Annotated in this window: 28 protein-coding genes; 18 read left to right on the forward strand and 10 right to left on the reverse strand. The window is 66.9% G+C overall.

The annotated features are described in order from the left end of the window. The first annotated feature begins 128 nt into the window (after positions 1-128). The 5 genes from J2Y49_RS06595 (at position 129) to era (ending at position 4054) form a co-directional block, all read left to right on the forward strand. Positions 129-878: a pyridoxine 5'-phosphate synthase gene (locus tag J2Y49_RS06595; protein ID WP_310113464.1), complete on the forward strand. Its 750-nt coding sequence runs from the start codon at positions 129-131 to the stop codon at positions 876-878. After that, positions 875-1345, forward strand: coding sequence for a holo-ACP synthase (acpS, locus tag J2Y49_RS06600; RefSeq protein WP_310113465.1), 471 nt, complete (start codon positions 875-877; stop codon positions 1343-1345). Before J2Y49_RS06595 ends, acpS begins: the two co-directional genes overlap by 4 nt. Beyond that, positions 1342-2109 carry a signal peptidase I gene (lepB, locus tag J2Y49_RS06605; RefSeq protein WP_310113467.1) on the forward strand — a complete coding sequence of 256 codons (768 nt, stop codon included), beginning with the start codon at positions 1342-1344 and terminating at the stop codon, positions 2107-2109. Before acpS ends, lepB begins: the two co-directional genes overlap by 4 nt. Then, positions 2110-2895: a ribonuclease III gene (gene rnc, locus J2Y49_RS06610; RefSeq protein ID WP_310113468.1), complete on the forward strand. Its 786-nt coding sequence runs from the start codon at positions 2110-2112 to the stop codon at positions 2893-2895. Between the two features lie 253 nt (positions 2896-3148). Next, the gene (era, locus tag J2Y49_RS06615) at positions 3149-4054 is read left to right on the forward strand and encodes a GTPase Era (protein ID WP_044550586.1); all 906 of its coding nucleotides are present in this window, start codon (positions 3149-3151) and stop codon (positions 4052-4054) included. A gap of 65 nt (positions 4055-4119) precedes the next feature. On the opposite strand, the gene J2Y49_RS06620 is transcribed toward era, so the two are convergent. Beyond that, on the reverse strand, positions 4120-4425 hold the full coding sequence (locus J2Y49_RS06620; RefSeq protein WP_194914177.1) for a hypothetical protein: 306 nt from the start codon (positions 4423-4425) through the stop codon (positions 4120-4122). Between the two features lie 500 nt (positions 4426-4925). Beyond that, on the reverse strand, positions 4926-5210 hold the full coding sequence (locus tag J2Y49_RS06625; RefSeq protein ID WP_149221740.1) for a bacterioferritin-associated ferredoxin: 285 nt from the start codon (positions 5208-5210) through the stop codon (positions 4926-4928). 208 nt (positions 5211-5418) lie between these two features. Here J2Y49_RS06625 and J2Y49_RS06630 point away from each other — a divergent pair, with 208 nt between their 5' ends. Beyond that, positions 5419-6405 (forward strand): SAM-dependent methyltransferase, encoded by a 987-nt coding sequence (locus J2Y49_RS06630; protein ID WP_310113470.1) that lies wholly within the window; start codon positions 5419-5421, stop codon positions 6403-6405. Between the two features lie 10 nt (positions 6406-6415). Here J2Y49_RS06630 and J2Y49_RS06635 read toward each other — a convergent pair whose 3' ends face one another. Beyond that, complete coding sequence (locus J2Y49_RS06635) at positions 6416-7996, reverse strand: M10 family metallopeptidase C-terminal domain-containing protein (RefSeq protein WP_310113472.1); 1581 nt, start codon at positions 7994-7996, stop codon at positions 6416-6418. Positions 7997-8049: 53 nt separating this feature from the next. Further along, entirely contained in the window at positions 8050-9054 is a 1005-nt protein-coding gene (locus J2Y49_RS06640; RefSeq protein WP_310113474.1) for a patatin-like phospholipase family protein, read from the reverse strand. A gap of 320 nt (positions 9055-9374) precedes the next feature. On the opposite strand from J2Y49_RS06640, the gene J2Y49_RS06645 reads away from it, so the two are divergent. The 5 genes from J2Y49_RS06645 (at position 9375) to J2Y49_RS06665 (ending at position 15557) form a co-directional block, all read left to right on the forward strand. Further along, entirely contained in the window at positions 9375-9503 is a 129-nt protein-coding gene (locus tag J2Y49_RS06645; protein ID WP_255542855.1) for a hypothetical protein, read from the forward strand. A gap of 290 nt (positions 9504-9793) precedes the next feature. Further along, positions 9794-10501, forward strand: a complete 708-nt coding sequence (locus J2Y49_RS06650) for a protein phosphatase CheZ (protein ID WP_310113475.1) — start codon at positions 9794-9796, stop codon at positions 10499-10501. A gap of 46 nt (positions 10502-10547) precedes the next feature. Next, positions 10548-11282, forward strand: a complete 735-nt coding sequence (locus J2Y49_RS06655; RefSeq protein ID WP_310113476.1) for a flagellar motor protein MotB — start codon at positions 10548-10550, stop codon at positions 11280-11282. After that, positions 11279-11986, forward strand: coding sequence for a flagellar motor protein MotB (locus J2Y49_RS06660; RefSeq protein WP_310113477.1), 708 nt, complete (start codon positions 11279-11281; stop codon positions 11984-11986). The genes J2Y49_RS06655 and J2Y49_RS06660 overlap by 4 nt, the downstream gene beginning before the upstream one ends. Before the next feature lies 1 nt (position 11987). Then, positions 11988-15557 (forward strand): tetratricopeptide repeat protein, encoded by a 3570-nt coding sequence (locus tag J2Y49_RS06665; RefSeq protein ID WP_310113478.1) that lies wholly within the window; start codon positions 11988-11990, stop codon positions 15555-15557. A gap of 81 nt (positions 15558-15638) precedes the next feature. On the opposite strand, the gene J2Y49_RS06670 is transcribed toward J2Y49_RS06665, so the two are convergent. The 6 genes from J2Y49_RS06670 to J2Y49_RS06695 form a co-directional block, all read right to left on the reverse strand. Continuing rightward, positions 15639-16184 carry a fasciclin domain-containing protein gene (locus tag J2Y49_RS06670; RefSeq protein ID WP_310113480.1) on the reverse strand — a complete coding sequence of 182 codons (546 nt, stop codon included), beginning with the start codon at positions 16182-16184 and terminating at the stop codon, positions 15639-15641. A 188-nt stretch (positions 16185-16372) separates the two neighbouring features. Next, on the reverse strand, positions 16373-18271 hold the full coding sequence (locus J2Y49_RS06675; RefSeq protein ID WP_310113481.1) for a potassium transporter Kup: 1899 nt from the start codon (positions 18269-18271) through the stop codon (positions 16373-16375). A 283-nt stretch (positions 18272-18554) separates the two neighbouring features. Next, positions 18555-19340, reverse strand: a complete 786-nt coding sequence (gene fliP, locus J2Y49_RS06680; protein ID WP_310113483.1) for a flagellar type III secretion system pore protein FliP — start codon at positions 19338-19340, stop codon at positions 18555-18557. Then, positions 19337-19690 (reverse strand): flagellar biosynthetic protein FliO, encoded by a 354-nt coding sequence (locus J2Y49_RS06685; RefSeq protein ID WP_310113484.1) that lies wholly within the window; start codon positions 19688-19690, stop codon positions 19337-19339. Before J2Y49_RS06685 ends, fliP begins: the two co-directional genes overlap by 4 nt. 22 nt (positions 19691-19712) lie before the next feature. Next, positions 19713-20114, reverse strand: a complete 402-nt coding sequence (locus J2Y49_RS06690) for a hypothetical protein (RefSeq protein ID WP_310113485.1) — start codon at positions 20112-20114, stop codon at positions 19713-19715. After that, positions 20111-20440: an EscU/YscU/HrcU family type III secretion system export apparatus switch protein gene (locus tag J2Y49_RS06695; protein ID WP_310113487.1), complete on the reverse strand. Its 330-nt coding sequence runs from the start codon at positions 20438-20440 to the stop codon at positions 20111-20113. The genes J2Y49_RS06690 and J2Y49_RS06695 overlap by 4 nt, the downstream gene beginning before the upstream one ends. Before the next feature lie 300 nt (positions 20441-20740). Between J2Y49_RS06695 and flgB the strand changes: the two genes are divergently transcribed. From flgB to J2Y49_RS06730, 7 genes are all read left to right on the forward strand, one after another. Further along, positions 20741-21145: a flagellar basal body rod protein FlgB gene (flgB, locus tag J2Y49_RS06700; protein WP_310113489.1), complete on the forward strand. Its 405-nt coding sequence runs from the start codon at positions 20741-20743 to the stop codon at positions 21143-21145. A 54-nt stretch (positions 21146-21199) separates the two neighbouring features. Further along, complete coding sequence (gene flgC, locus J2Y49_RS06705) at positions 21200-21610, forward strand: flagellar basal body rod protein FlgC (protein ID WP_310113490.1); 411 nt, start codon at positions 21200-21202, stop codon at positions 21608-21610. A 49-nt stretch (positions 21611-21659) separates the two neighbouring features. Then, positions 21660-21959: a flagellar hook-basal body complex protein FliE gene (gene fliE, locus J2Y49_RS06710; protein WP_014247801.1), complete on the forward strand. Its 300-nt coding sequence runs from the start codon at positions 21660-21662 to the stop codon at positions 21957-21959. 57 nt (positions 21960-22016) lie between these two features. Then, the gene (locus J2Y49_RS06715) at positions 22017-22376 is read left to right on the forward strand and encodes a flagellar biosynthetic protein FliQ (RefSeq protein ID WP_310113492.1); all 360 of its coding nucleotides are present in this window, start codon (positions 22017-22019) and stop codon (positions 22374-22376) included. Next, positions 22373-23143, forward strand: a complete 771-nt coding sequence (gene fliR / locus J2Y49_RS06720; RefSeq protein ID WP_310113494.1) for a flagellar biosynthetic protein FliR — start codon at positions 22373-22375, stop codon at positions 23141-23143. The genes J2Y49_RS06715 and fliR overlap by 4 nt, the downstream gene beginning before the upstream one ends. A gap of 13 nt (positions 23144-23156) precedes the next feature. Continuing rightward, positions 23157-24233 (forward strand): flagellar biosynthesis protein FlhB, encoded by a 1077-nt coding sequence (gene flhB / locus J2Y49_RS06725; RefSeq protein WP_310113495.1) that lies wholly within the window; start codon positions 23157-23159, stop codon positions 24231-24233. Between the two features lie 94 nt (positions 24234-24327). After that, a complete protein-coding gene (locus tag J2Y49_RS06730) occupies positions 24328-26880 on the forward strand; it encodes an ATP-binding protein (RefSeq protein WP_310113496.1) in 2553 nt (850 codons plus the stop codon). The last annotated feature ends 79 nt before the right edge of the window (positions 26881-26959 follow it).

Consider the following 26959-nt stretch of genomic DNA (forward strand, 5'->3'; position numbering starts at 1 on the left):
CGACGGTGAAATCCCTGTCATCCGCAGGTGAATCGGTCGGTTCGGCGTGACGGAACGCCGGAGCACCGCTATATAGACGGAATCGCTCCCGCCCGTTCCGGCGGGCGGCGACGCTTTGGAGTCCGTGCATGTCCCGTTTCCTGCGCCTCGGCGTGAACATCGACCATGTGGCGACCGTCCGCAATGCACGCGGCGGGGCGCACCCCGATCCGGTGCGTGCGGCAAGGCTGGCCATCGAGGCCGGGGCCGACGGGATCACCGCCCACCTGCGCGAGGACCGGCGCCACATCGTGGATCGCGACATCGAGCGGCTGATGGCCGAGATCGACCGTCCGCTGAACTTCGAGATGGCGGCGACCGACGAGATGCTGGCCATCGCGCTACGCCACAAGCCGCACGCCGCCTGCCTCGTCCCGGAAAAGCGCACCGAGGTGACGACGGAAGGCGGGCTGGACGTGATCGGCCAGCACGATCATCTGGTGCGGCCGGTCGGCGAGTTGGGCGCGGCAGGCATCCGCGTCTCGCTGTTCATCGACCCGGAGCCGGCACAGCTCGACGCCGCCAAGCGGCTGGGTGCTCCGGTGGTCGAACTGCACACAGGCGCCTATTGCGACGCCGTCGAGCCGGCGGAGCGCGAGGCGGAACTGGCCCGCATCGTCCGCGCCGCGGCCCATGCCGAGGTGATCGGGCTGGAATGCCATGCCGGCCATGGCCTCAGCTATGACACCGTCGGCCCGGTGGCGGCGATCCAGACCATCGTGGAGCTGAACATCGGCCATTTCCTGATCGGCGAGGCGATCTTCGTCGGCCTGACCAACTCGATCGCCCGCATGCGCAAGGCCATGGACACGGCACGAGCCGCGGCGGCCTTCGCATGATGATGTCCGGCACCATCCTCGGCATCGGCAACGACCTGATCGACATCAGGCGGGTGGAGAAGTCACTGGAGCGCTTCGGACAGCGTTTCATCGACCGCATCTTCACCGAGGTCGAGCAGGCCAAGTCCGAACGCCGCGCCGGTTCCGCGGCGAAGAACAATGCCCGCGCCTCGACCTACGCCAAGCGCTTCGCCGCCAAGGAGGCTTGCTCCAAGGCGCTCGGCACCGGCTTCCGCGACGGGGTGTTCTGGCGCGACATGGGCGTGGTGAACCTGCCGTCCGGCCAGCCAACCATGCGCCTGACCGGCGGGGCTTTGGCCCGGCTGGAGGCGATCACGCCACCGGGCATGCGCGCCCGCATCCATGTGACGCTGACCGACGAGTACCCGATGGCCGAGGCTTTCGTCGTCATAAGCGCCGAACCGATTGATTCTGCAATGCCCACCAATACGGCGACCCCAGAATGACCTTTCAGAAAGAAACGGCGTCCAACGCCAAGAACAAGGAATCCGGGTTCGTCGAAACCGTGAAGACGGTGTTCTTCGCGGTTCTGATCGCTTTCGGCGTGCGGACTTTCGCGTTCGAGCCCTTCAACATCCCATCGGGGTCGATGATCCCGACATTGTTGATCGGCGATTACCTGTTCGTGTCGAAGTTCAGCTACGGCTACAGCAAATACACGGTCGGCTTCGGCCTGCCGCTGTTCGAGGGCCGGATCCTGGGCTCTCAGCCGGAGCGGGGCGATGTGGCGGTGTTCAAGCTGCCGCGCGACAACAAGACCGACTACATCAAGCGCGTCGTCGGATTGCCCGGCGACAGCATCCAGATGATCGGCGGCATCCTGCACATCAACGGCCAGCCGGTGAAGCGCGAGCGGATCGAGGACTACGTGACCACGGATTCGCTGGGCCGCAGCATCCGCACCGCGCAGTTCGTCGAGACGCTGCCCAACGGCCGCAGCCACCGCATCATCGAGGAGTCGGACAACGGCCCACTCGACAACACGCCGGTGTTCAAGGTTCCGGCCGGCAACCTGTTCATGATGGGCGATAACCGCGACAACTCGCTGGACAGCCGCGTGCCGTCGCAGGTTGGCTTCGTTCCCATCGAGAACATGGTCGGCCGCGCCGAATTCCTGTTCTTCTCGCTCGACGAGGGCACGCGCTTCTACGAGATCTGGCGCTGGCCGGTCGATTTGCGCTTCAGCCGCCTGTTCAACGGAGTTCGGTAAGTGTCCACCGTCACCAACGCGCCCGCCGATGCGGGGGCCGGCTCCGAAACCGAGACCGATGGCGCGGTCCAATCCGCCGATGTGGTGGAACTGGCGCACGCGCTGGGTCATGAGTTCGCCGACCTGTCGCTCCTGCGCGATGCGGTCACCCATCCCAGCCTGATGGGGCTGGAGCGGGCCGGCCGCAAGTCGCACAAGGGGCCGGGCATCGCCTATGAGCGGCTGGAATTCCTGGGCGACCGCGTCGTCGGGCTGGTCGTCGCGCAGTGGCTGCTGGAACGCTATCCCAACGAACGCGAGGGCGCGCTCGCCAAGCGCCATGCCGCGCTGGTGCGCCGGGAATCGCTGGGCCGCGTCGCCGACACCATCGGCCTGGGCGCCTATCTGCGCCTGTCGCCGGCGGAGGCGTCAAGCGGCGGGCGCGAGAACCGGACCATCCTGGGCGACGCCTGCGAGGCGGTGCTGGGCGCCATGTATCTCGACGGCGGGCTGGAGCCGGTGACGCGCTTCGTCCGCCAAGCTCTGGCGGGCGAGATCGACAAGGCGACGCCGCCGCCGCTGGACAGCAAGACGACGCTGCAGGAATGGGCGCAGGGGCGCGGCAAGCCGCTGCCCCGTTATGAACTGATCGAACGCAGCGGCCCGGCGCACGAGCCGCTGTTCGTGGTTGCGGTGCATGTAGCGGGAATGGAACCCGTCAGCGGTTCGGGCTCGTCCAAGCGCATCGCGGAAAAGAAGGCTGCCAGCACATTGCTGCGCCAGGTAGGAGTGCAAGTCGATGACTGACGGTCGCGACGACATCGACAAGACCAAGAGTGAGACGCCCGGTTCCGAAACTGCGGAGCCGAAGCCGGAATCCCAGGAGCCGAAGTCCGTGAAGGACGACGAGGCGCTGGACCAAGAGGACGGCGGCGTCGAGGGTGAGGACGCCGAAGGGGGCGACTTCGAAGACGACGACTACGAAGACGGCGACTATGAGGACGATGATGAGGATGCTCCGCGCGGGCAGCCCATCTCCGTCCTGCCGCCTCTGCCGACGATGCCGGAACATCCGCGCTGCGGCTTCATCGCCCTGGTCGGCGCGCCGAATGCCGGCAAATCCACGCTGCTGAACGCGATGATCGGCAGCAAGGTGTCGATCGTCAGCCCGAAGGTGCAGACCACCCGCACCCGCGTGCTGGGCATCACCATCCAGGGCGACGCCCAGATGATCTTCGTCGACACCCCCGGCATCTTCAAGCCGAAGCGCCGGCTGGACCGCGCCATGGTGGCGGCGGCCTGGCAGGGGGCGGAGGACGCCGACGTCATCGGCGTGCTGTACGACGTGTCGCGCCGGTCGATCGACGAGGACACCCGCAGCATCGTCGCCCGCCTGAAGGAACAGGGGCGCGAGGCGATCCTGATCCTGAACAAGATCGATCTGGTGAAGCGCGACGTCCTGTTGGGCATCGCCGATGCCTTCCGGCAGGAAGGGATCTTCTCCGATATCTTCATGGTGTCGGCCTTCACCGAGGACGGCGTTGCCGACCTGAAGCAGTTCCTGGCCGACCGTCTGCCGGAAGGGCCGTGGCACTTCCCGGAGGACCAGATCTCCGACATGCCCATGCGTCTGCTGGCGGCGGAGATCACCCGCGAGAAGCTGTTCCTGCAGCTTCACCAGGAGCTTCCCTATTCGGCCACGGTCGAGACCGAAGTGTGGGAGGAGTTCGAGGACGGGTCGGTCAAGATCTCGCAGGTCATCTTCGTGCAGCGCGAAAGCCAGAAGGCCATCGTACTGGGCAAGGGCGGTCAGCGCATCAAGGCTCTCGGCTCCGCCGCGCGCGGCGAGTTGCAGGGAATGCTGGAGCGCCGCGTCCACCTGATCCTGTTCGTGAAGGTGCGCGAGGGTTGGGTCGACGATCCGGAACGCTATTCGGCCTGGGGCCTGGACTTCGGGGCTTCGTAATGAAAAAAGGCTCTCTCCCAGTCGGGAGAGAGCCTGTTCTTTTTGATCGGCTGCGGCCGGTGGCCTCACGCGGCCAGCAGGCGCAGGTGGCCGTCGAAATCGTCGAGCGCGCGCATGAGGTCCATCATCGCCTGATCGGCCTGGGCGCGGGCGAAGGGCCATGCGTCATCATCGGCCAGATGAGCGGCCTCGATGCGGGCGGTGGCGCGGTTGTTCAGGCCGCGGAGACGGTCGAGCGTGCGCTCCCACGTCTCGCGCCGGTCGCTGTCCGCGCGCTCCACCATCGACCGGAGGGTCTCCATCCGGTCGGTGGCACGAAGGACGAGATCGCGGCTCAGCGTGTCGAAGGCATGCCGGTTGCGGCGGCTCATGAAAATCCTCCCTTGATCCTCAACCGTTTCAGACGTCCCCGTCGGACAGAACGATAGCGCCGGACCAATGCTGCAAAAACGCATCGGAAGCGCAGGCGGCACAGCCCGTTAGGGAGAGGGCCGCGATGCGATTGCGAAGTGCGTGAGCAGTTGCGGAACGGCGTCCTGAATCCAAATCCCGCCGGGTTGCCCGATCCTTTACGGACAAGGCAAACCCGGTGGCCGAGGAAGTCTTCCTGGTTGGATTGCGTTTCCTCCTGGTCCGGTTTCATCCGGCCCGTTCGCTTTTTTATACGCCATCATTTTGACGACGTTCTTTTGTTTTCGTGACGCTTTTGTGCCGGATTGGGTGTGCCGGGTCAATCCGCCCAAAAATCATAGACGGGGCACATTCTGTCGCAGCCGAAAGGCGAGGTTGTAGACCCGGTATCGACCTGAAAGTCGGAAGTGGTAGAGCTTGCGATAACGCAGGTTGCCCGGTGGCCGTGCCTCAACAGTGATTATTCGGCCGCGATCGCATAGGCGGGAACGGCTTCGGCATTGGCCGGTTCGGGTACCGCCGTGCCGCAGCAGGGGGCCGGAACGGCGGTCGCGGCGATGGTGGCGGCCTGCTGGGCCATGGCGGCGCGATGCTCGCTGGCCATGCTGCGCATCATCGGCACACATTTGCCGCACTGGACTTGGCAATTGTGATGGCGGAACACCGAGGCCGGGTTGGTAGCGCCATTGTCCAGCGCAGCCTTGACCTTCTTGTCGTTCAACGCGTGGCAGATGCAGACGTACATAAGCCCTCGGCGATCGGCGGTGTGAGAAGATTGTCCTGAACCCAGGAGTACCTGAGACTGCGAATCGTTGTCAACGGCCACTTTGCGAACCAGTCGCATATAAGAAGGTTCGAGACGCTTTGTCACAGCCCCCTTCGCGTCACCGCGAAAGGGGCTGGTCGCATCCTTGCGCTTGCATTCGCCGGCCGGCGGCGGTAGCCCCTGGGGCATGGACGACAGCACCCCCCAAGACACCTCCGCTTCCCTGCCGCAGCCCGCTCCCGGTGAGACCGCTCCCGGCGCGGTGGTGACCCCGCTCGGCCAGACGGTCTATCTGGCGGCCGATGGCTTTCTCGACGATCTGGTGGCGGAACTGGGGGAGGTCGCAGCGGTCGACGGCCGGCTGGTCTTCGTCGACGGCCCTGCAAGGCCGGCGGCCTGGGCGCAGAACATCTGGTTCGATCCGGTGCGCATCGAATTCGCCTCGATCAAGAGCGGGGCGAAGGCGTTGCGCGGCATCCAGCGCAATTGGGCACTGTGGTCGCAGCGGCACCACCGCCGCGCCGCCCTGATCCAGGAGAACCTGCCGCACGTCTCGGCAAAGCCGGTGATCTTCCCGTCGCCGCTGCCGACGGCGCCGCTGGGGTCCTGGACGCTGACCGACGAGTCCACCATCATTGCGGCGGCGCGCTGTTCCAGCCCTTTCCGCAACGGCGAGGTCACCTTCGTCGAAAACCGCACGGCTCCACCCAACCGCGCCTATCTGAAGCTGTGGGAGGCGCTGACCCTGTTCGGGGAGCAGCCGGGACCGGGCGACCGCTGCCTCGACCTCGGCGCCTGTCCGGGCGGCTGGACCTGGGTGCTGCACGAGTTGGGCGCTTCGGTGGTCAGCGTCGACAAGGCGCCGCTCGATCCGGCCATCGCCGCCCTGCCGCGGGTGGAGATCCGTCAGGAGAGCGCCTTTGGCCTGAAGCCGGCGACCGTCGGCCCGGTCGATTGGCTGTGCTGCGACGTGATCTGCTACCCGACCCGCCTGTTGCGGCTGGTGAAGGAGTGGATGGACAGCGGGCTGGCCAAGCGCTTCGTCTGCACGTTGAAGTTCCAGGCCGAAACCGACCATGAGACCGCCCGCGCCTTCGCAGCGATTCCCGGCGGCCGGGTGCTCCACCTTCACCACAACAAGCACGAGCTGACCTGGATATGGCCGGCAAAATAGGCACCGGTGGTCAGGCCAGTGCCCGCCCTTCGGCGAAGCCGTAGCTGACGTAGTGCTGCTTGGCGCCGGCGATGCTGCCGCCGACGGCGGCGTTCACGTCGGGGTTGACGGCCAGATAGGCGGCGGTATTGAAGCCGTCGAGGGAACGGCCTTCCAGCCTTCCGTTGACGATGTAGTGAAGCTCGGCCGCCTCGCGGTTGTCGCCGTAGGCGGCGATCAGATCGCGGTTGCCGGCCTGATAGGACAGCGTGTCGAACAGGGTGGAACTGCGGCCCTCGCGGTTTCCGACCTCGATGTAATGGCGGGTGGCGGAGTCGACATCGCTGCCGAACGCGTACAGCAGGTCGCCATAGCCGGCAAGATAGTTGTAAGGATTGAAGCCGGTCAGGCTGCGCCCCTCATAGACGCCGGAACCGGTGAGATGCTGCGTCGCCGCGGCGGCGTCGGTGCGGAACGCGGCCATCAGGTCGGCGTTGGACGCGATGTAGCGAAGTGGGTCGAAACTGCCGGAAACGCTGGCCGACAGGGGCGTTCCGGCATCGGAAAAGCGCAGATACTCAATGTTGCTCAACAGATCGACGCCGTCGGCGCCGCTGACGACGTAGCGGCCGCCGTCCATCCGCTGCACGCGGTATTGCGACCGGCTGCCGCTGAACACCACGGTATCGGTGCCGCCGCCACCGTCCAGCACATTGCCCAGCCTGTTGACGGTGAATGTGTCGTCGCCGCTTCCGCCGACCGCCAGTTGGACCGTGGTTCCATAGGCCAGCGCCAGGAAGGTCGTGCCTCCGGCGCTGCTGAACGCGCCCGACCGCAGATCCAGCGACAGTGCTGCCGCCTGCGCGCTGCCGTTCAGCGTGTTGCGGCCGTTCGGGTCCCACAGCGTGGTGAAGCTGCCGGTGTTCAGCACATAGCTGCTGTCCCCGGCTCCGGCGGCCATGTTGGGGCCGTAGAGATATTGGATCGCCGCGATGTCGTAGAGGCTGGGCCCGGTCAGGTAGGTCCCCGATGGCAGCGCGCCGTTTGCGACATAGGACATGATGCTGTACGCGTAATTGTCCGTCGCCGACGGAAGATAGGGCCCCTCGGTTCCAGTGCTGTCGCCGGCGTCGTAGTTGCCGGGATGCTTCAGGCCCAGCGCGTGGCCGATCTCGTGGACGACCGTCATGTAGGCATAGCTTCCCGCCGTCGGGTTGACGTTGCCGATGCTGTCGTTGGCGAGGAAGACGTCGCCTCCCTGCGGTGAGGGGAACGGATAATAGGCATAGGCCGCGGTGATGCCGTTCTGGCGGTTGGTGCCGAACCGCATGGTGGCGCCGGAAGCGTCGGACGTCTCGACGAAGCCGATGTTGGCGACGCCGCTCCAGGCCGCAAGCGCCTGCCGGACGGCGGCGCGTTGTTCATTGTTCATCGTCGCGAAGCCGGCGGCGTCCGCATCGGCCACCTGCCGAGAGCTTGTCGCGAAGCCGTAGGTGACGGTGACCGCCCCGCCGACGGAACTGCCGTCCAGAACGGCTCCGCCGGTACCCCAATGCGGCGCTCCGCTGGTCAGAAGGGCGGAGATGTAGTCGGTCAGCACGGGCTGGCTCATGGATGCTTGGCTCTTGCGAGGGAAAGGGAAGGGGCGACGGGACCGGGCGCTGGTCAGGCGCGGCGCAGGGCCAGTTCGATCGATGGGCGGAGCATGGACGCCGCGGCATAGCCGATCTCAACCGCCTCCGCCGCGCGGTCGAACTCCAGAATGCCGATATGGGCCAGCCTCGGCGCGATCAGAACGTCCGGCGGTTCGCCGGCGAGGCGGGAGCGGGTGATACGGTCCTGCATGATGTCGATGGAGCCCGCCATCACCTCCAGCGCATTCGGCATCGGCTTCTGGGCATGGGCGTCGTCGATCTGGTCGGCTATGAAGCGGGTGCGACTGCTGGGCTTGCGGCCGAGCCAGGTGGAGATCTGGCTGGTCAGATGCGACAGCGCCGGGGAGCCGGCATCGCCGCCGGCCACCACCGCCTCCGGCACCGGGGCCTTGGCGGCGGGCTTGCCGTTCGCACGCCCCCCGTTGGCGCGGCCGTTGGGGCGGCCGAGCGGCGACAACTCGCTGTTCAGGTTTACCGCCACCACCACGTCGGCCCCCAGCGCCCGGCAGAGCGACACCGGAACCGGGTTGACCAGCGCGCCGTCCACCAGCAGATGATGGTCGCGCCGCACCGCAGGGAACAGGCCGGGCATGGCGGCCGACGCCATCACCGCCGACATCAGCGGCCCATCGCGCAGCCAGATCTCGCGCCCCGTCGACAGGTCGGTGGCAACCGTGGCGAAAGGCAGCCGCAAATTCTCGATCAGGATGTTGCTGCGGTCGTTGTCGAAGCGGCCGAACGCCTTTTCGGCGGCGACCAGTCCGCCGCGCCGGAAGGTGAGATCGATGATGCCCAGCATGCCGAGCCAGCCCATCTTCTGCGCCCAGGCCTGAAGCTCGTCCATTTGATCGGTCAGATAGGCGGCTCCGACGGCGGCGCCGATGGAGGTGCCGCAGATGATGTCCGGTTCAAGTCCGATCTCCTCCAGCGCGCGCAGGACGCCGATATGCGCCCAGCCGCGAGCGGCCCCACTGCCCAGCGCAAGCCCGATCTTCAGGTCGGTTCCTTTCGCCATCCGCATCCCCCGTCGGTGCCGCCCGGCCGACCCCGGCGGCTTGGTCTAGAGCGTATCATCTAGGAATTGTCGGCGGGTTACGGAAGCGGCCGTAAGAGGCACGCCGCCGGCGCACCGATCATCGCCGCGCGGGTGCTGGGCAATGTCGAAAATTTGGCCGATCTTTGACCTGCATCATCGGCCGGGATACGGCGACTGTGGCATTTCTGTGCCAGTTCGGTTGGAAGAATGCTTCTGTGCTGGGTGTTAACCATGCGTCAACTGGACCCGGCGCAGTTTCGTTGCGTTGCAGTGTAGTTCTCGAAACCGGAAGGTCTGTCATGGCCGACGAACTGAAAAGCTTCAGGAAAGATTGGAAACGCTGGTCGCCGGCGGAACGGCTGGTTGCCGTCACCATCCTGGTCCTGATCGCCCTGCTGGGCGCGCCGGCCGCCGCCGGCCTGTTCTGATCACCCGCTCTGTCCACCCGCTGCGGTCGCACTCCTGTCGATCACGGGTGGCTCACACTGTGGCGAACGGGCCACGGCTGCGCTCCGGCAGGGCCGTCTTTACGGGCTCTTAACCCTCGCGCCATAGGCTTGGTCGGCTCGGACAGTTCCTGGGACGGTTGGGCGCCACAAGCGGTCGGAGCGTCGAACCTCCGCCCTGCGGCACCGACGGGCGCTCGCTGGAGGGCGCCGACCGGGGAGGATCCGGCATATTCCGCCAAGGCCCTGGCCCCTCTCGCTGGACACGCCCGATGACCTTCTCCGCCCAATCCGCCGTGACGGAACAGAAGCTTCTGAGACAGCGCCTCGACGCCGCCTTCGCCGAGGCCGCCAAGCCCCTGTCGCGGGACGAGGTGACGGACATCCTCCGGACCATCCTGGGCAGCATGGACGGCGACATCTCCGCCACCGACCTGCGGCTCTACAAGGAGGTCGTCGACCTCGCCAAATATATCGAGACGGCCAAGCAGGAGATCGCGGCGCTCCAGCCCGCGGAAATCCGCGACGAGCATATCCGCACCGCCACGGACGAGTTGGATGCGGTGATCGGCGCGACGGAGAAGGCGACCTTCGCCATCTTCGACGCCTGCGACGCCATCGGCGCCATTGCCGGGCAGTCGGATGCGGAAACCGCCGCCAAGCTGAACGACCAGATCACGGCGATCTACGAAGCCTGCAACTTCCAGGACATCACCGGCCAGCGCATCAGCAAGGTGGTGCGGACGCTGAAGCACATCGAATCGAAGGTGGACATGATCGTCGCCGCCTTCGGCAGCGAGGTGCGCCAGAACCACGCTCCCCGGCTGGCAAAGCTGGCGGCGGAGGATGCCGAGGCCGCCGTCCATTACGAGCCGATGAGCGCGGAAGAGGCGGACAGCCAGCTTCTGCATGGCCCGCAGCTGCCGGGCAACGCCATGGACCAGGACGAAATCGACCGCCTGCTGGCCAGCTTCGACTGACGCCATGCTGGCCGGCAAACCCCATAGCGGGCCCACCAGCGGTCGGATGACCCAAGGCCGCGGACCGGGTCCGTCCGGCGCCGGGATACTGACGCTGCGCGCCGGCCGTGGGGGCGGGAAGGAACATGCCAACCCCAACAACGGCAGCATCCTGCTACTGCTGTCGCTGTTCCTGCTGCTGCTGGTCTTCTTCATCGTGCTGAACGCCCATTCGGTGCAGACCGTGCAGAAGGTGAAGGCGGTCGCCGCCTCGCTGGAGCGGACCTTCCCGAGTTTCGTCATCGATCCGCGCCTGCGCGATGGCACGGAGCCGGTGGCTTCGCGCGCCGGGACGGTCTTCGCGGTGCAGCGGCTCGACGGCGTCGGCACGCTGTTCGCCACCGAAATTGCGGTCGCGAAGGTTGAGGTGGTCGCTCCCGGCCAGCTTCTGGAGGTGCGTCTGCCCGCCGACGACCTCTTCGTCCCCGGCACCATGATGCTGCGGCCGGACCGTCAGGGCCTGATCGACCGGATCGCCGACGCGCTGCGCCAGTCGCGCCAGGGCGAGCGGGTGGAACTGGACGCGCTGCTGGGCATCGGCCCGACGGGAACGCCCAGCCAGCCGCCGGGGCCGGTTGCCCGCGCCGGTGCCTTGGCCCGCGCGTTGATCGCCGACGGAGCACCGGCCCGCAACGTCACCGTCGGCATCGAGCGCGGCGAGCCGGGTGGCGTGCGCCTGCTGTTCTCCCTGCGCTGGGACGAGGATGGGACGGCCGGGCGCAGGCCGGAGGGGCGGAAATGATCCGCGTTCCCGACATATCCGGCAGGTCCGGAGCCGAGGATCGCGGCGGACAGCGCAAGACTCTGTGGCTGATCAGCTTCACGGACCTGATCTCCTTGATGCTCGCCTTCTTCGTTCTGATGTATTCGATGAGCGAGCCTGAGGCCGACCGCTGGACCCGTCTGGCGAAGGGCGTGGCGGACTCGATTCCCGCCGCGCGGTCCACTGCCGCCGCACCATCCGACCGGCCGGCCGATCCATCGGCAGCCTTCAACGCGCAGGCGGTGGAGCAGCGGGCGGCGATTGACCTGCATTATCTGGCGGCCCTGCTTGGCAGCCAGCTGCGGTCGAATGCCGAGTTGTCGGTGGTCGATGTCCGGCGCGAGGACGACCGCGTCGTCATCCGCCTGCCGGGGGAACGGATGTTCGACCCGACCGGCGCCGCCTTCACTGAGGAGGGGCGGCGGGTGCTGTTCCTGCTGGGCGCCGTCATCGGCCGCATCGGCAACCGGATCGAGCTGGTCGGCCATGCGGAGCGCGAGGATCCGGCCGGCGGTGTGGCCTGGGAAAGGGCGCTGACCAGGGCGGTCGCCGTCTCCGCCGCGTTGCGGGAAACCGGCTATCGCCGCGATCTGGTGGCGCGGGCTGTGATGATGCCGGTCGAAGGGGCTGGCGGCGGACGCCTGCCGGTGGATATCGTGGTGCGAGAGGAAGGAGCGGATTGAGGTGACTGACCGGTCGGCATATCGGAGAAAGCGCTGGCTGCGCGGCTGTGCCGCCGCGGTGGCGCTGTTGGCCGTGCCGGTCCTGCTGTGCCCTCTGCCGTCCGACGCAGCCACCGTGCCGGTGCGCGGCGGCACCCACAAGGAATTCGGACGGCTGGTCTTCGACTGGCCGGGCAAAGTGGATTACACGGCGTCGGTGGACGGCGACCGGCTGGTCGTCACCTTCACCGAACCGATCGAGGCCCAATTGGACCGCCTGGTTCGGGCGCTGCCGGATTATCTGGCCAGCGGCCGGGTGGAGCCGGACGGCAAGACGGTCTCCTTCGACCTGAAGCGTCCGGTTTCGCTGAAGAGCTTCCGCAACGGCAACGCCGTCGCCATCGACCTGTCGCCCGCTGCGGCCCAATCCGTTGCGGCGGGTTCCATTGCAACGGCATCCGCACCGACGGAACCCGCAAGGGCGGAGAATGCCAAGCCGGTGCCGTCCGCCGGGCGGGTCCGGGTGCGGGGGGCGGATCAGCCTGACCAGAGCCGACTGACCTTCGCCTGGCCGTCGCCAGTCGGCTATTCGGTCAAGCGCGATGGGGCGGCTGTGACAGTCTTCTTCGAAAAGGGCGGCACCGCCGACCTGTCGGCAGTGACCAAGGCGAAGCTGCGCAACGTCCAGAACGTGGAATCCTACCGCCAGCCGGACGGTGCGCTGGCCGTCACCCTGGCCGTGCCGCAGGATGCCGAGGTCAGCGACAGCGCGTCGGGAAGATCCGTGATTCTGTCGGTCGGCAATCCCGGATCGCGTGCCGGGCTGCCGAAGACCGAATCCGCGCCGCCGGTCGCAGGATCGCAGGGGGCGATGCCGCCGCAGGGCGGCCAGGGGAGCAGTCAGGCGCCGGCCGCCGACGGGTCGCCGATCATAGCATCGACGACGACCAGCCGCTCGGCCACCGCCGTCAACGCCGCGACCGCGACACCGGCTGCCGCACCGACCGCCGTCGCACCGACCGCTGCTGCCCAGCCGGCTCCTCCGGCGGAAGTCAAGGCGGCACCGACGACGCCGGCGGATGCCAAGGCTCAGCCGGTGGCCGGACCCAAGGGGCCGGTTCTGACCTTCGATACCGGCGGACCCTCGTCCATCGCGGTCTATCCGCGGGCCGGTCAGCTCTACGTCGTGTTCGACCGCCCCATGCCCATCGGCGCCGGCAAGCTCAGCGGTCCCGGATCAGAGCTGATGGGCGCGGTGGAGCCGGTGCCGGCGACCGGCGGCAGTGTGTTCCGCACCAAGATCGGTCCGATGGTCTGGCCGACGGTGGAGCGGCAGGGCACCAGCTGGCGCATCCTGTCCTCCGGCCGTCCCGCCAACATGGGCAGTGCCGGCGACCTGCGGGTCGAACCCGATCCCGATTTCCTGCTCGGCGCCCGGCTGCTGGTCCGCGCGCCCGACGCCGCCAATGTCGTGCAGTTCGCCGATCCCGACGTCGGCGACCGCATCCAGGTGGTGCCGCTGCCCAGCCCGGGGCGCGGCCTGCCCGAGCCCCACCGTTACCCGGATCTGGAGGTCATGCCCTCCTACCAGGGTGTGGTGGTGCGGCCGATCTCCGACAATGTGACGGTTCGCGCGATCAAGGAGGGGGTGGAGCTGACCACCGCCGGGGGCCTGCACCTGTCGCCTGCCGCCGATGCCGGCAATCCTGCCGTGGCACCGCCGCCCGGTGCCATGCCCGCTCCGGCACAGCAGTCGGCGCCGCAGCCGGTGCCGGCGCAGCTTGCCGCCGCCCCGCAGCCCGTTCCGCCGACCGGCGGTGCCGCGTCCATGGAGCCGCCGAAGGCGCAGCCGGCCCAAGCACAAGCCCAGGCGCAGGGTCGCCGACTGTTCAACCTGCCGGCCTGGAAGCACGGCGATCTCGACAATTTCACCCAGGCACGCCAGGACCTCCAACTCGCCGTTGTCAACGCTCCGGAGTCGGAGCGGGCAAAGGCGCAGCTCGACCTCGCCCGCTTCTATTTCGCCAACGGTTTCGGTCAAGAGACGCTGGGCCTGCTGGATGTTCTGCAGCAGAACCAGCCGGATCTGGAAGGCTGGCCGGAATTCCGCGCCCTGCGCGGGGCCGCCCGCGTGCTGGCCGGCGACCTGGAGGGCGGCGAGGCCGACCTGTCGATCCCGGCGCTGGCCAACAACCCGGAAGCCAATCTGTGGCGTGCCGCCGTCGCCGCCGACCGGCGCGACTGGCCGAAGGCGATGGCCGGGTTCAAGGCGTCGGGCCAGATCCTGAACGGCTATCCGGAACCGATGATCGGCAAGCTCGGCCTGCGGGCGGCGGAGGCTGCGCTGGAGACGCGCGACACCGCCACCGCCAAGCGGCTGTTCGACCGGGTGATCGAACACAGCGGGCCGGAGCAGGAGGAGAATCCGCAGACCCAGTATCTGCGCGGCCTGCTCTATGCGCAGACCGGCGAAACCGATCAGGCGCGCCAGCAGCTGACCGCCGCATTCAACAGTTACGACCGCTTCTATCGCGCCAAGGCCGGGCTTGCGCTGACCAACCTGGAGCTGTCCGAAGGAAAGATGTCGCCGACCGCGGCGGCGGAGCAGCTGGCCGGTCTGACCTTCACCTGGCGCGGCGACGACCTGGAGATGCAGATCCGCTCGCGCATGGGCGAGGTGCTGATCGCCGGCGGTGAATATGCCAAGGGCTTCAACACCATGAAGGAAACGGCGGCCCTGGTCGCCGACACGCCTCGGGCGGAGGCGATCACCAGGGAGATGTCGCGCATCTTCGCCGACCTGTTCAAGGACGGTGCCCAGCGTTTGCCGACGCTGGATGCGCTGCAGCTGTACGACCAGTTCCGTGAATTGACCCCGGTCGGCGAGGCCGGCGACGAGATCATCCGGCAGCTGGCGGAACGGCTGATCTCCATCGACCTGCTGAACCGGGCCGCCGACCTGCTGCAGCATCAGGTGGAATTCCGCCTGTCCGGTCTGGACAAGGCGCGGATCGGCACGCGGCTCGCTTCCGTCCGTCTGCTCGACAACAAGCCGGAAGAGGCGCTGAAGGCGCTGGAGCTGTCGAACATCGCCGGCCTGCCGGCCGATCTGGCGGCCGAACGGCGGCTGATGCAGGCCAAGGCGCTGGCCGAACTCAATCGCGGCGACGAGGCGATGCAGTTGCTGGCGCAGGACGACAGCACCAATGCCAACCTTTTGCGCGTCGACATCGCCTGGAAGGGCCAGAAGTGGGATGCCGCGGCGCTGGCGCTGAACAAGGTGATCGGACCGCCGCCGTCCCCCGGCAAGCCGCTGGATCCCAACATGTCGCAGCTGGTGCTGAACCGGGCGGTCGCGCTGGCTCTGGCCGGCGACGGCAACGGGCTGAACCTGCTGAAGAAGGATTTCGAAGGGTCGATGAAGGGCGGGCAGAACGAGGACGCCTTCCGCATCCTGACCCGCCCCGAACAGGCGATGGGACTGATCGACGTGGGGACCATCCGCTCCCGCGTGGCGGAAGTGGATATGTTCAAGAAGTTCCTGAAGGAATATCGCGGCGGCAAGCAGGCGGCGGAAAAGCCGACGTCCTGATAGACGTCCTGACAGGGTTCTGAGGCGGCGGGACGCACCCTGCGGGGGGAACGGACCCGTCACGCCGCCCCTTCCGCGCCGTTACTTCGGCAGCAGAACCTTGTCGATGACGTGGATTACGCCGTTCGACTGCTGGACGTCGGCAATGGTGACGCGGGCGGTGTTGCCGGAGGCGTCGGCGACCATCACGGCGTCGCCGGACTGGGTGAAGGTCAGCGGCATGCCTTCCACCGTCTTCAGCATCGCCTTGCCGTTGCCCTTCTTGATGTCGGCCACGAGGTCCTTGGCGTCCAGCTTGCCGGGGACGACGTGATAGGTGAGAACCTTGGTCAGCTGGCCCTTGTTCTCCGGCTTCAGCAGCGTGTCGACGGTGCCGGCGGGCAGGGCCGCGAAGGCCGCGTTGGTGGGGGCGAAGACGGTGAAGGGGCCCTTTCCGCTCAGCGTGTCGACCAGCCCCGCGGCCTTCACGGCGGCGACGAGCGTGGTGTGGTCCTTCGACTGGGACGCGTTCTCCACGATGGTCTTGTTGGGGTACATCGGCGCGCCGCCGACCATCTTCTCCATGGCCGCATTGGCGCAACCGGCAAAAAGAAGGGTGGCGATCGCCACGGTGGCAACCTTCTTCATAGCATTCCCTCTTATCGGTGAAGGTCCGCTTTCCGCGGACACACCACCGTTACGGGGGAGGTTTCCGGTCAGATCACAGCTATTCTCCGGCCGAGCACCGATTTTCTATTCTCGAAGGAGGTAGACCTTTCGGATTGCTGTTCCCCCTGCCCGTATGGAGGACAGGGGGGGCAGCGGATTTGCCGGCCCTACAACTGCACCTGCGTTCCCAACTCCACCACCCGGTTGGGCGGCAGCTTGAAGAAGTCGGTGGCGCTGACCGAGGTGCGGGACATCACGACGAACAGCTTCTCGCGCCACAGCGCCATCTGCGAGTTCATCTGCGGAATCAGCGTCTCGCGGCCGAGGAAGAAGGAGGTCGCCATCACATCGAACTCCAGCCCGAACGCCTTGCACAGCCGCAGCGCCTTCGGGATGTTCGGCTCCTGCGAGAAGCCGTAGCGCACGGTGATGCGGTAGAAGCCCTCGGCCAGCCCCTCCACCACCACGCGGTCCTTGGCGGGAACGCGCGGCACGTCCTCCACCACCACGGTGACGAAGACGATGCGTTCATGCAGGACCTGATTGTGCTTCAGGTTGTGCAGCAGCGCGATCGGCACGGTGTTGGAACTGGAGGTCATGAAGACCGCCGTGCCCTTCACCCGAAGGATGTCGGAGGACTTCGCCTGCCGCTTGATGAAGGCGTCGAGCGGCAGCGATTCCTCGGCCAGCCGCATGGTCAGCACGGCCCGGCCGCGGCGCCAGGTGGCCATCAGGCCGAGCGTGAGGACGGCGATCACCAGAGGCACCCAGCCGCCATGGGGGATTTTCACCGCGTTGGCGGCGAAGAAGGAGATCTCGATCGTCAGGAACACCGCCCCGACGGCAAGGCAAAGCGGCAGGCTCCAGTTCCAGCGGCGGCGCGCCACCACCAGGAACAGGGTGGTGGTGATGATCATGTCGCCGGTCACCGCGATGCCGTAGGCGGCCGCGAGACGGCTGGAGGACTGGAACAGCACCACCAGCCCCAGCACCGCGGCCAGCAGGCCCCAGTTGGCGCGGGGGATGTAGATCTGCCCCTCCTCCTCGTTGGAGGTGTGGCGAATGTCCAGGCGCGGGCAGAGGCCCAGTTGCACCGCCTGCCGGGTCAGGGAGAAGACGCCGGAAATCACCGCCTGGCTGGCGATGACGGTGGCCGCAGTGGACAGGCCGATCAGGGGATAGAGCCCCCATTCCGGCGCCAGCAGATAGAAGGGGCTGCGCACCGCCGAGGGATCGTTCAGCAGAAGCGCGCACTGGCCCAGATAGTTCAGCAGAAGCGCCGGCAGCACCACGGCCAGCCACGCCACCTGGATCGGGCGGCGGCCGAAATGGCCCATGTCGGCATAGAGAGCCTCGCCGCCTGTCACCGCCAGCACCACGGCGCCCAGCACCAGGAAGCCGGCCACGCCGTGGTTGGCGAAGAAGGACAGTGCGTAGAGCGGGTTGAAGGCGACCAGAACGCCCGGCTGCTGGACCACCTCGACCAGCCCAAGGATGCCGAGCGTCGCGAACCACACCAGCATGATGGGGCCGAACAGCGCACCGACGCGCGAGGTGCCATGGCTCTGGATGGCGAACAGGGCGATCAGGATGGCGACCGTCAGCGGCACCACGACCGACTCCAGCGCCGGCTCTGCCACCTCCAGGCCTTCGACCGCGGACAGCACGGACATCGCGGGGGTGATCATGCCGTCGCCGTAGAACAGCGCGGCGCCGAACAGGCCCAGCGCGGTCAGCAGGGTCAGACGGCCCGACGCATCCGGCCGCGTCTTCGACGCCAGCGCCAGCAGGGACAGGATGCCGCCCTCGCCCTTGTTGTCGGCCCGCATGACGAAGCCCACATACTTCACGGTGACGACCATCACCAGGGCCCAGAACACCAGCGACATGATGCCGAGGATGTTGTCGGGGGTGAGTGCCAGCCCGTGCTCGCCGCCGAAGCATTCGCGCAGCGTGTAGAGCGGGCTGGTGCCGATGTCGCCGAAAACGACCCCGAGCGCGCCCAGGGTCAGCGTCGCGAGCTTGCCGGTGTCTGGCGGCGCGGCCTTCAAAGCGGTGTCAGTCATGCAGTGGTTGCGGTCCGAGGTTGGTCCGTCGTTGCGATGGCGCCCGGTGCGACGGTGACGGCACCGGCTGTCGAACCCCGTTTTGGCGGTCGCGACAGGTTGGAACCGTCCGGCGGTCCGGCCCCCTTGCCGGTCCCCCGCCTACGCTCATCGGCTTCCTCATACGCGTTTACGACGGCGGACGCCAGCGCCCGCTTGCGCGGCGAAGCCCAGGCGCGGGGGATGCGACGAAGTGCGCAGGGCAGTTCGCGCTCCGCGTGTGGCTTCCGCCCCTATCCGTTCCTCAGAGCGTGCCGAAACTGCGCGCCAGCGATCCGGCGATCAGGTACCACCCGTCGACCAGCACGAAGAAGATGATCTTGAACGGGATGGCGACCATGGTCGGCGGCAGCATCATCATGCCCATCGACATCAGGATCGACGACACCACCATGTCGATGATCAGGAAGGGCAGGAACAGCAGGAAGCCGATCTCGAACCCGCGCTTGATCTCCGAGATCATGAAGGCCGGGACCAGGACGTGCAGCGGCATGTCGGACGGCTCCGGCACCGACTGGATGCGCGCCATGTCCATGAAGAGCCGCAAATCCTTCTCGCTGGTGTGGTTCAGCATGAACTCGCGGAGCGGCGCCACCGTGCGGCGGAACGCCTCCATCTCGTCGATTTCCTGGTTGATCAGCGGCTGGATGCCCTGGTTGTAGCTGCGCTCGAACACCGGGGCCATGACGAAGAAGGTCAGGAACAGGGCCAGCGACATCATCACCGTCGTCGGCGGCACCTGCTGCACGCCCAGCGCGTTGCGCAGGAAGGACAGCACGATGACAATGCGGGTGAAGGCCGTCATCATGATCAGGATCGACGGCGCCAGCGACAGCACCGTGATCAGCGCCACCATCTGCACGATGCGGCCGGTGGCGGTGCCGCCGGCATCGCCCAGGTCGAAGGTCAGGCTTTGCGCCAGGGCCGGCCCGGCGGCGAGGCCGGCGAAGACGCCGACGGCAAGCGCCAGGAGCAGCCCGGCGGACAGTGGCTTCCAGCGACCCGTGAGGCGACGGAGGACCGCTGTCATTGCGGCTGACTCCCCGCCGCGACAGCGGCGGTGGGCGGGGTGGCGAAGGCCTTGTCGCCCGACTTGGCCAACGCGCTGTCGAAGCCGCCGGCCGGCGCGCTGTCGACCAGCAGGTCGCCGTTGGCGCTCAGCAGGATCAGATGCTCGCGGTCATCGCGGCGGACCAGGATCAGCCGCCGCTTGGCGTCGATCGGCAGCGCCTCCACCACGCTCAGCCGGCGCTGGCGGGCGCGGCCGCGCACGGTGCCGCCGGCCATGCCGACGCGGCGCATCACCCAGGCGACGACCATGATCAGCGCCACCACGAAGAAAAGCGCCATCAGGAAACGGATATACTGGTCGAGATCCATGGAAGCGGCAGGCTTTCTCTAATCAGGGCAGTTCGTCTGTGCGGCCGGAGCCGGTACGCCCATAGGCGGCGGCGGCGCGCTGTCGGGCGGTGTGCGGATCGTCGCGTCCCGCCAGTGCGGCGGCGAGGGACTGCTCGCGCTTGGCCTGCTGGTCGGTCAGCGACGCCGCCAGAGGATCCAGGGCGGCGACGAGATCGCCGAGCGGGCCGAGCAAGGCCCGCGCCTCGCTGTGCGGCATCCCCTCCGCCTCGGCGCAAAGGCGGGCGACGCTGTCCTCCAGCCCGGCAAGGTCGATCAGCACGCCGGCCTCCGCCTCCGCCCGCGCCTCTTCCAGGGCCGCGCCGAGACGTGCCGCCTGTTCGGTGAGTTCTGCGACGGAAAAGGCGCCCTGAGGGGGACGGGGAGGGGATGGCGGACGGGTCACGGCTTGTCCTCCATATGCGTGTCGGCCATGGGCTCGGCGGGCTCTTCCGGTTGCGGTTCCGGCGGCGGGGTGCCGTTCGCCCGGTAGACGTAGGCAAGGACTTCGGCCACGGCGGCGATGGCCTCCACCGGGATGTCGCTGTCGACCTCGATCGCCGACAGGATCTCCACCAGATCGGCATCCTCGCGCACCTTGACGCCGTTGGCGAAGGCGACCTCCAGGATCTGCTCCGCCACCGTTCCCTTGCCGGTGGCGACGATCCGCGGCAGGGTCTGGGTCCCCAGTTCGTATTTCAGCGCGACGGCAACCGGACGCCGCGCAGCCATGTGCCCGGACGGGCGCGGTGACGTGCCGGCCGGCTTCGATGCGGGGGAACGGGGCTGCGCGGACAAAAGGCGGCCTTTTCAAAGGGGTCCTTCCTGGTCCGCATCCTGGACCGGTAGGCTTAACGAACTGTAAAGGCGGTCTGCCGGTGCGACTCGCGATTGCCGGGATTCATCCTTCGTTAACGCAAACGGGCGACCATCGGGAGTGCGGCCTTCCAATGGCTATTCTGCCGGAGGTTTGGCGTCAGCCGATTGGCGTCGGTCAGCGTGACCGGAGGCATCAAGGACGGGATCAGGGCCATGGACCTCGGAAATCTCGGCATCTTCAAGCTGATGTCGCGCAAGATGGACTGGCTGACCCAGCGTCAGGAAGTCATCTCACAGAACATCGCCAACGCCAACACGCCCGAGTACAAGAGCCGCGACCTGAAGTCCTTCAGCTTCCGTGACGCGCTGAGCGACAACCGGCGCCTGACCCCGGCGGCGACCGATCCGTCCCATCTGGCCGGCACCCGCGGTCCCGGCGGCCTCGCCAAGGAACAGAAGGTGCGCGACCCGTACGAAACGGCGCCGGACGGCAACAACGTCGTCCTGGAAGAGCAGATGATGCGGATGGGCCAGAACGCGATGGATTACCAGACCATCACCAACCTGTACAAAAAGCAGGTCACGATGATCAAGTCGTCGATCCGCTCCGGCGGCTGACCGGCTTTGTATGCGGTCGTTTAAGGTTTGCGGGCGTTCGAGGAGGCGGTTGCTATGGATCTCTACAAGTCGATGGCGGTATCGGCCTCGGGCCTGAAGGCTCAGGGTACGCGCCTGAAGGTTATTGCGGAGAATCTGGCCAACGCCAACACCACGGCGGAAACGCCGGGCGATCTGCCCTATCGCCGCAAGACGGTGATCTTCAAGAACGAGCTGGACCGGGCGATGGACGTGGACAAGGTCCGCGTCGCGAAGGTCGGCGTCGACAAGGGCGACTTCCAGCGCCGCTACGACCCGTCCCACCCGTCGGCCGACGGCGAGGGTTACGTCCTGCTGCCCAACGTCAATTCGGTGGTCGAGGCGATGGACATGCGCGAGGCTCAACGCAGCTACGAGGCCAACCTGTCGGCCATCGATACCGCGCGCCAGATGCTGACCCGCACCATCGACATTCTGCGTACCTGATTTCTCCCGCCCAACCGCTCCATCTTCCTGACCGACCGGAACCGCCGCCATGATCAATCCGCTGAACGCCGCCGCGGCCTATGCCACCACCGCCGCCAAGACGACCGGGCCCGGCCTTGCCGCGCGCGACGGCGCCTCCTTCGGCGACGTGCTGGAACAGGCGGCCAAGGAGAGCATCGGCACCCTGAAGAAGAGCGAGGACATGTCGGCGCTCGCCTCCGTCGGCAAGGCCGACCTGAATGAGGTGGTCCAGGCCGTGACCAACGCCGAGGTGACGCTGCAGACGGTCACCGCCGTTCGCGACAAGGTTCTGAACGCCTATCAGGAAATCCTGCGCATGCCGATGTGACGGCCGGCCGTCCTTCAAAACCGCATCGAAGCAGCCCGCAGCGAAGCAACCATCGTCATGAGCGAGACCGAAGTCATCGAGCTTTGCCGCACCTCGATCATCACGCTGGTGATCGTGTGCGGGCCGATCCTCGTCATCATGATGCTTCTCGGCACCGTGATCTCGATCTTCCAGGCCGTCACGCAGATCAGCGAGCAGACCTTGGCCATGGTGCCGAAGGTGATGCTGGTCTTCGGGCTGAGCATCCTTCTGATGCCCTTCATGCTGAGCAAGCTGACCGAGTTCTTCGAGCATGAGGTCGCCGATCGCATCGTCGCCATCGGCGTCGGCGCCCGCGACAATGGCGGCGCACCCTTCACGCCGGGCACCGGCATAACGCCGGCCCCGGCGCCGACCGCGGCCGCGGCGGGCGGATGAACGTTCTGCAGCAGCTTCTGGGCGAGCAGATCTTCGTCTGGATGTTGGTCTTCCTGCGGGTCGGCACCGCCTTCAGCGTGATGCCGACCATCGGCGACGCCTTCATCACCCCGCGCACGCGCCTGCTGTTCGCGTTGGCGGTCAGCGTGCTGGTGGCGCCGGTGATCCGGCCGCAACTGCCGCCGATGCCCGGAGGTCCCTTTCAGCTTCTGGTGCTGGCGGCGGGCGAGATGACGATCGGCATCTTCCTCGGCACCATCGCGCGGCTGCTGATGGGCACGCTGGAAGTCGCCGGAACCATCATCAGCCTGCAGAGCGGCTTGGCCAACGCCCAGATCTTCAACCCCGCTCTTGCCACAGCGGGCTCGCTGCCGGGCGCGCTGATGGGCTGGCTGGGGTTGCTCCTGCTGTTCGTGACCGACCTGCATCATCTGCTGATCATGGCGGTGGTCGACAGCTATGCCACCTTCACGCCGGGAGCGGCGATTCCGGTGGACGACATGGCGAACGTGATCGGGCAGTTGGTGTCGAAGACCTTCCTGCTGGGGGTGCAGATGTCCGCCCCCTTCCTGATCACCGGCATCCTGTTCGCGCTGGCGCTCGGCCTGCTGAACAAGCTGGCGCCGCAGGTGCAGGTGTTCCAGATCTTCACCTCCGTCCAGGTGCTGATGGGGCTGTTCCTGTTCGCGCTGACGCTCGGCGCCATGATGCTGTTCTGGCTGTCGCGGTTCGAATCGAGCTTCATCGAACTGCTGAAGCCGCTGTAGAGGGAGGACGCCGATGTCGGAAGATGCGGACGAGTCCTCCAAAACAGAGGACCCGACATCCAAAAAACTTGACGAGGCCCACAAACAGGGCCAGTTCGCGATGACCCGCGAGGCCGCGAACTGGTTGATGGTCGCGGCGATGCTGGTCGTGCTGGTCGCCATCCTGCCCGGCACGATGAAGGGGATGGTTTTCCGCCTGAACTACTACTTCGAGAATCTGGATCAGATCACCTTCGACCGCGCCGGGGTCGGGGCGTTGCTGTTCCGCGTGATGGCGGATGCCATGTGGGCGCTGTGGCTGCCGATCCTGCTGTTCGTGGTGGCCGGTGTGCTGTCGACCATCGGGCAGATCGGCTTCAATGTCTCCTGGCAGATGATTGAACCGAAATTCTCCAAGCTGAATCCGCTGCCCGGCCTGATGAACCTGTTCAAGGCCAACCAGGGGGTGGAACTGCTGAAGAGCATCGCCAAGCTGGCGGTGGTCGGCGGCGTCGCCTACATGGCGCTGAAGCCGATGTTTGGGGCTGTCGAAACCTATATCGGCATCGACATGATCGCGATGCTGCTGCAGATCGACAGTCTGGCGCACCGCCTGCTGATCTGGGTCCTCGTGGTCCTGACCTTCGTCGCCGCCGGGGACTTCCTGTGGCAGAAGACCCAGTTCGACAAAAAGATGAAGATGACGAAGCAGGAGGTGAAGGACGAGCACAAGCAGCAGGAAGGCGATCCCGTCGTCAAGGGCCGCATCCGCCAGCTCCGCTTCGAACGCGCGCGCAAGCGCATGATGGCCGCCGTGCCCAACGCCGACGTGGTGGTCACCAACCCGACCCACTTCGCGGTGGCCCTGAAATACGATCCCAGCCAAATGGGCGCGCCGCTGGTGCTGGCGAAGGGTGTGGATCAGGTCGCCTTCAAGATTCGCGAGATCGCCGAATCGAACAATGTCCCGGTCATAGAAAACCCGCCTCTCGCCCGTGCGCTCTATGCCGCATGCGATATCGACGAGGAAGTTCCTTCCGAGCACTATCGGGCGGTCGCCGAAGTCATTACCTATGTCTTCAAGCTGAAAGGGCGGTCGCTGCGCAACTGATGCGCACCTGGAACGGTTGACGGCACCGGGTGGGACGACTGACCTACTCGCGCTGTGACATTGGGGGCTTGGGGTTCTGGTGCCTGGAGATCTGGTGGACGATTCGACTTCCCTTTCCGACACCGCACGCGACGCAGCCAACCGCGCGGCACCGTCCGGCGGGCTCCTGATGCTGCTCCAGTATTGTCTGGCGCCGGCCGGGCTGCTGGTCTTGGCCGCCGGCCTGCTGCTGGACCGGGAAGAGATCGGATGGACGGGAGCGGTGCTGGCGGCAGCGGGCGTCGCCCTGCTGATCGGCCGCAGCATCGCCGTCGTCCGGCGGTCGGCGCGAATCGGCGCATTGCTGGGCGGGGCGCTGGAAGGCATGCCCGCGGGCCAACTGGTCTGCGACGGTGCCGACGATGTGGTCTTCGTCAATGCCGCTTTCCGCGAGCTTGCCGGCTGGCGCCGCGGCGAACGGCCGCTGGATGCGCTGGCACGCCAGTTCTCCGACGATCCCGACAGCGCGCGCGAGTTCCGCCGCCTCCGCGAACGGGTGCGGGCGGGCGCCGCGGCGTCCGCCGAACTGGCGATCCCGGCGCTGGACCACAATCCGCCGGAATGGCGCAAGGTGCAGGGCCAGCCGGTGCCCGGCTTTGCCGGCTCCGTCCATTGGCGGATCGAGGACATCACCGCGCGGCGCGAGTTGGAGCATGTGATGCTGCGCGAGCAGGCCAAGCTCGCCGATTTCATGGAACATGCGCCGGTCGGCTTCTTCTCCGTCGACCAGAACGGCCAGTTCCTGTTCGTCAACGCCACGCTGGCCCAATGGCTGGAGGCTTACCCCGGCGATTTGACCGATGGGGAGGCACGCCTTCACGGCATCCTGGCCGCCCCGCCGCAATCCGCGGCACCTTACGATTTGTTCGACCATGGCGGCGGCGAGCAGCGCGGCGAACTGACCATGGTGGGGCTGCGCGGCCGCCGGTTCCAGGTGGCGGTGGCACAGAGCGTTGTGCATGCCGACGACGGGACGATCCACACCCGGTCGGTGGTGCGCGATCTGTCGCCCGAGCGGGAATGGCAGGAGGCTTTGCGCCTGTCGGAACAGCGGTTCCAGCGCTTTTTCGAGGATGCGCCGATCGGCATCGCGCTGGTCGACGAGACCGGCCAATTGACGGAATGCAACGAGGCCTTCCTTGCGCTGATCGGCAGCGAGGCCGGCAGCGTCATCAACCGCCCGATGGCCGACCTGATCGTCCCGGCGGAGCGCGAGGCGGTGACCGCCCGCCTGAAGTCGGTCCAGGGCGGCGCCGATCCGGCCCATCCGCTGGAGGTCCGGCTGTCCGGCGGCCGGGAACTGACGGCCCAGCTCTATGCCCGGCGCCTTGCCAACCCGGTGCGCACGGATGGGCGCGGCGAGGCCGATAAGAGCGGGCAGGCCGATAAGAATGGCCTGGGCGTCGGCCTGATCCTGCACTTCATCGACATGACCGAGCGCAAGAGCCTGGAGGCCCAGTTCGCCCAGTCGCAGAAGATGCAGGCGGTCGGCCAATTGGCCGGTGGCGTCGCCCACGACTTCAACAACCTGCTGACGGCAATGATCGGATTCTGCGACCTGCTGCTGCTCCGGCACAAGCCGGGCGACCAGTCCTTCAGCGACATCATGCAGATCAAGCAGAACGCCAACCGCGCCGCCAACCTGGTGCGGCAGCTTCTGGCCTTCTCGCGCCAGCAGACCCTGCAGCCGCGCGTCATCAACGTGACCGATGTGCTGGCGGAGTTGGCGAACCTGCTGCGCCGGCTGATCGGCGAGAACATCGAGCTGAAGATGATCCACGGCCGCGACCTGGGGCTGGTCAAGGTCGATCAGAACCAGCTGGAGCAGGTCATCATCAATCTGGTGGTCAATGCCCGCGACGCCATGGCCGGCGGCGGCAAGCTGACCATCAACACCACCAACTATGTCGTCACCCAGCCCGAACGGCGGGAACACGAGACGGTGCCGCCCGGCAGCTACGTCTCCATCGACGTGATCGACACCGGCTGCGGCATCGCGCGGGAGAATCTGCAGCGCATCTTCGAGCCGTTCTACACGACCAAGGAGGTCGGGTCGGGCACCGGGCTCGGCCTGTCGACCGTCTACGGCATCGTGCGGCAGACCGGGGGCTTCGTGCTGGTCGATTCGGCGGTGGGGGAGGGGACGACCTTCACCATCCTGCTGCCGCACCATCAGGGCGAACTGCGCCCCGTCGATACGGCGGAGCCGCGTGAGCGCCGCGGCAGCGACCTGACCGGCACCGGCACCATCCTGCTGGTGGAGGATGAGGACGCGGTGCGCGTCTTCTCCGCCCGCGCCCTCCGCAACAAGGGCTACCAAGTTCTGGAGGCGAAGAACGGCGAGGCGGCGCTGCAGCAGATCGAGACCAACGGCGCGTCCATCGACCTGCTGATCACCGACGTGGTGATGCCCCAGATGGACGGTCCGACGCTGGCCCGCCATGTCCGCAAACTTCGCCCGGAGATGCGGGTGATCTTCATCTCCGGCTATGCCGAGGACCGTCTCGGCGAAATCGACGGTGTCGAGGTTGCCCATTTCCTGCCCAAGCCCTTCTCGCTGAAGCAGTTGGCGTCCAAGGTGAAGGAGGTCATCCGCGACGCCCGGTGAGGGATCGGTAACGCATTCAAGAACCGTCCGGGCACCCCCCATAAGATAGGAACACACCGGCAACATCAGCCCTTGCAAA

The sequence above is a fragment of the Azospirillum sp. BE72 genome, assembly GCF_031455875.1.
GTDB lineage: Bacteria > Pseudomonadota > Alphaproteobacteria > Azospirillales > Azospirillaceae > Azospirillum.